Raw genomic sequence first — 4,239 nt, 5'->3', positions numbered from 1 at the left:
GCTAGGCTCAAGGGAAAAGCGAAACTTAGAGTAGTCGTCGGTTTCATCCTCAAATTGGAATATTTAAGGCTAACCCGACCTAGGCGAAGGGTAATAACCTTTACAAGGCGAAAGAGTTTCAATATCTTTGATATTCTTAAATTTATCTCGAAAGAAGAAATAGATTAAGAAAACTTATATCGAATGGACCAGATAAAAAAATTTTTATCATCCCAATTATTTTCCAAGACAGAATGATATAACAAACTATATTAATGTAATAATATATTATGAAAACAATTCACCGAATAAAAAATTTTTAATTCTTACTTAGAAAATTATGACATGATTATTAAAAAAAATAATTAAATAAAAATTCCAAAAACTATATTAATTCATTCAAATTGATATTCGCGAATACTTCCATATCATAAATTATCAAATATTGATAATAATGATTAGAAAATTCTCATCAAAAATAAAATCGCTAAAAAACAATCAAAACTATTTAAAAAGTTATAAATTCTTAGAAGAATTAAAAAACCATAAACTTATTAAGGAAGATAAAAATAAAAACTCACAACTATTGGCTAACAAATATCCATCTAAAGAAAAAGCAATTCAATAACGAAAACGCTTATTCCGATATCGAGAATAAATAAATTTGATAAAAAATTAGAAGACTCTCAAGACGTCAAAAAATAAAAATTAAATTTTGTTAAAAAATGATTAAATTATTAATTTAATAATATAAAACATAAATTCATAATATAATAATTTAACCAAATATTATTAATAATCACTAATTGATAATATTCTAAAAACTTAAATATTTTAAAGTTTGAAATAAAATAATACTTGAGAATATCATAAAATAAATTAATAATAATTTATTTAAGTTAGCAATAACAAAGATATTAGGCGCCGGATGCTTGGAAACTTGCTTGTCCGGTTCTCCGGGGGGCTAATTGCGAATATGAAAAAGTTATTGTAGTTTTTTCTAAACCGAATTAATCTATCCCAATATCAATAAAGTTAAAAAAAATAACTCTTTAATCACAAAAAAAATAGTCAATAAAAATAAAGAAGAAATTTCTAAATTATTAGAATTAAGTTTTTATTTCGCTAATAATAAAGATATAAAAGACCAATTAAATAATATAAAATCAGAAATAGAATCTAATAAAGACAATAATGCTCTTCATTTTCTCAACAAAGGAGAAGATTTTATGTTAGAAGCCGAAACGCAACAAAATAATAAAGATTTTATCGTTTCTAATTTAAAATATGATCTCGCTAAAAACAATTTTGAAAAATCTATTGAAAAATATAATGAAATAAAAAATCAATTTCATTTAGTTTTTAGAAAAATTTTGATTCCTGAAAATAATAATTCTAACTATGTTACTATTAATGATAATAATATTTTTAATAGTAATTTTCGATATTGGAAAACTATATTGATAATTTTTACAATTACTAATTTTTTAATTATTATACGTTTTATATATAAATTAATCATATATAAAATAAATAACTATAAACCAAATATTGTTAAATTTCAAATTTAAATTAAAATAAAATTTTAAATTTAAAAAAATAAAAGCTGTTTATTATAATAAACAGCTTTTTTTATTTATATAATTATTTGTTTAGTTAATAATTAAGTATTGTAAGATCATATATCTTTGGCAAATTCGATATCAAAATTAGATTAAATCAATTTTAATAGATACTTTTTATTTTAACAATTCTTTTTCCACTTCATTTAATATCTTTAATAGGGATAGATTATTTGCGTTTCAATCTCAGAATTTTTCTTTCTGATAGTTATTACAAACAGCCCCCCTCTAAACCGGACAAGCAAGTTTCCAAGCATCCGGCTTGCCATAATTTACCTTCTTTCGAGGACTAACGTTATGTCACCACTCATTAGTTGTTTATTCTGATCATTTTTGATTACTTAAATTATTTTAATATCATATATTTTATGTAACAATTCTCTGATTATGATAACAATTATACATCATAAAATTTATCTAATAACTAATTGTGATTAGTAGTGTGGTTATTGATGTTATTTGCGGTGGTACTGTTAATTTTTTTTAATTTGATATCATCTATAGTTTTTTTCGTCCACACCCTCTGTAACCTTTGTTTTAGTTGTTATTTAAATAAACAATTGATAAGATTGGTTCGTGCATAACATGTTTGAGTTATTGTTGAATAATTAATGATTTTGAATAATATTCTAAGTTCAAAAAAGTTTTTCTTGCTTTGATCCCGTTGAATAAACAATAAATTACTAACTTCTTTCGCCCTATCAAGGTCGTTAACCTTGTTCCAGGGAGGGCGATTTTCTTAATTATTCCAAATTAAGTTTTACTCCTCCGACTACTAAAAAGTTGCTTTTTCCTTGAACCTCTTAGGACTTTTATCTTTCTAAGTTTTATTTGGTTTTTAGGAATCTCAAATTTTCGTTATAAATACGCCTGATAGTTTTAGGTTCGCTTTCGTGGTGTCAATAGATAAATCGATTCATTGTATTGTTTTTACACATATGAACATTTCCACGAGACTCCAAGGTTGTTAGATATCTGTGATAATTTATAATAACAAGATTTTATCATTATAATAACCTTGAACTACCGGTATTCATTAACTTTCCAGGTAGGTTCTGATATTACGAGCATTTTTGCGATTAGAGCATTTCAGCTTTATCCATTACTATCTTAGTCTTGCGAAATCATCTTGGATAGTTAATTTTCCTCAACTCGCTTTTATAATCTGCTTTAATCTATCATTCTTTCGTTTGATTGACCGATCATATGACTTAACAAGATTATCATACTTGTTACAATTGGCTAGATTGTTGTATTTATCCGTTTATTTGCGCCCAATCTTTATCAGTAATAATAATTCTACTATAAGCTTCTTTCAAATCATCAATATCAACTGTTTCTTTTTTATTATTAGCTCTTTTTATAGCAAAATTCATAACAGCAGCTTTCATTAAATTTTCTAAAGTACGATTAGTTTTTAAAAAAGAATAATTATATTCAATTCTATCTAAAGCTTCATTAATTACTTCATATAAAAAATCTTTTGCTTCTGAACTATATGGATTTTTAAGTTTTTTATCCATTAAAAATTCTAAAAATTTTCTACGTTCTAATTTATTACCTGGTTTAACTTCAATAGAATAAGAAAAACGCGATTTTATAGCATCATCGATTTGTGAAAAATTATTCGTTGCTCCTAAAATAAAAATAGGATGTTTCGGATCATTTTCATTTGAAGTCAATTCTGTTTTAAATTGATTAACAATATTCGTAATTTCTGAATCACCTTCTAAATTATTTAACTTACGAAAAATAGTTTCACATTCATCTACAAAAATAATGGCTCCTTGGTATTTTTTAGATATTTTACGAACATCATTAAATAAATTTCTAATCATTTGTACCGCTTGTCCTCTATATTTTTTAGAAAAAATAGAAGCACTAATCTCAAAAAAAGGTAATTTCGTTTCTTTAGCTATAGCTCTAGCAAAAGTAGTTTTTCCTGTTCCAGGTACACCATATAACAAAATACCTAAAGGAGGTTCAACTTGGCCAATGTTTTGAAATTGTTCTGGTTTTTTTATATACAATATAAACGAATTAGCTATTGTTTTTTCTTCTTCAAAACCAGATAAAGTTTCAAAATCAAGAAAATTATCACTATTGGTCGGATAAAAAGATTCTGACATATCAAAACTATTAGTTAAATTAAACAAATTTGATTCATTTCTTCGATATATATTCGATTTTAAATTCTTCAAATCTTTATCATTTTTAAAATTCAACATTAAAGACCATAGAATACATAATAATAATAATACATCCAGAATTAACCTAAAAATTATAAAAAATAAGTTTGTTTTTTTGTGTTTCAATGAGCACTCCTTTTTAAAGCATTAAAATAAAAAATAAAATAATAAAATTTATTTTTATATTGATAATTTAATAAATCACTTTAATACAACTGAAAAACTTGTTAAAAGAATTAAATATTTTTTAGCAAAAATTTTAAATAATTATAATGTTAAATTAAATATCTAAATAACTCTTAACTTATATAAATAAACACCAAAGAAACCTAAACATTTAGTGATTTTACCAATCACTAATACTGATAAACACTAAAAAAGTTAAATAAGGCGCCTAGAAAATAATTTTAGAAATTAAAACCAGTTTAACGAGTATTATTGTGATAAAG

The 4,239-nt window shown here is 23.7% G+C and carries 2 protein-coding genes; one reads left to right on the top strand and one right to left on the bottom strand.

All coding sequences use genetic code 11. The features are described 5' to 3' along the window. The first annotated feature begins 1,208 nt into the window (after positions 1–1,208). Complete coding sequence (locus OC701_RS02415; RefSeq protein ID WP_304514496.1) at positions 1,209–1,550, top strand: hypothetical protein; 342 nt, start codon at positions 1,209–1,211, stop codon at positions 1,548–1,550. A gap of 1,307 nt (positions 1,551–2,857) precedes the next feature. Here OC701_RS02415 and OC701_RS02410 read toward each other — a convergent pair. Continuing rightward, positions 2,858–3,916: an AAA family ATPase gene (locus OC701_RS02410; protein WP_304514495.1), complete on the bottom strand. Its 1,059-nt coding sequence runs from the start codon at positions 3,914–3,916 to the stop codon at positions 2,858–2,860. Positions 3,917–4,239: the final 323 nt, after the last annotated feature.

Source organism: Candidatus Phytoplasma bonamiae (assembly GCF_030586845.1).
Taxonomy (GTDB): Bacteria; Bacillota_I; Bacilli_A; order Acholeplasmatales; family Acholeplasmataceae; genus Phytoplasma; species Phytoplasma bonamiae.
This window is presented reverse-complemented; position numbering and strand designations above follow the sequence as displayed.

Bases quoted from the DNA above. Each gene is read 5' to 3' on its own strand.
- OC701_RS02415 (WP_304514496.1), top strand. From the start codon at position 1,209: ATGTTAGAAGCCGAAACGCAACAAAATAATAAAGATTTTATCGTTTCT.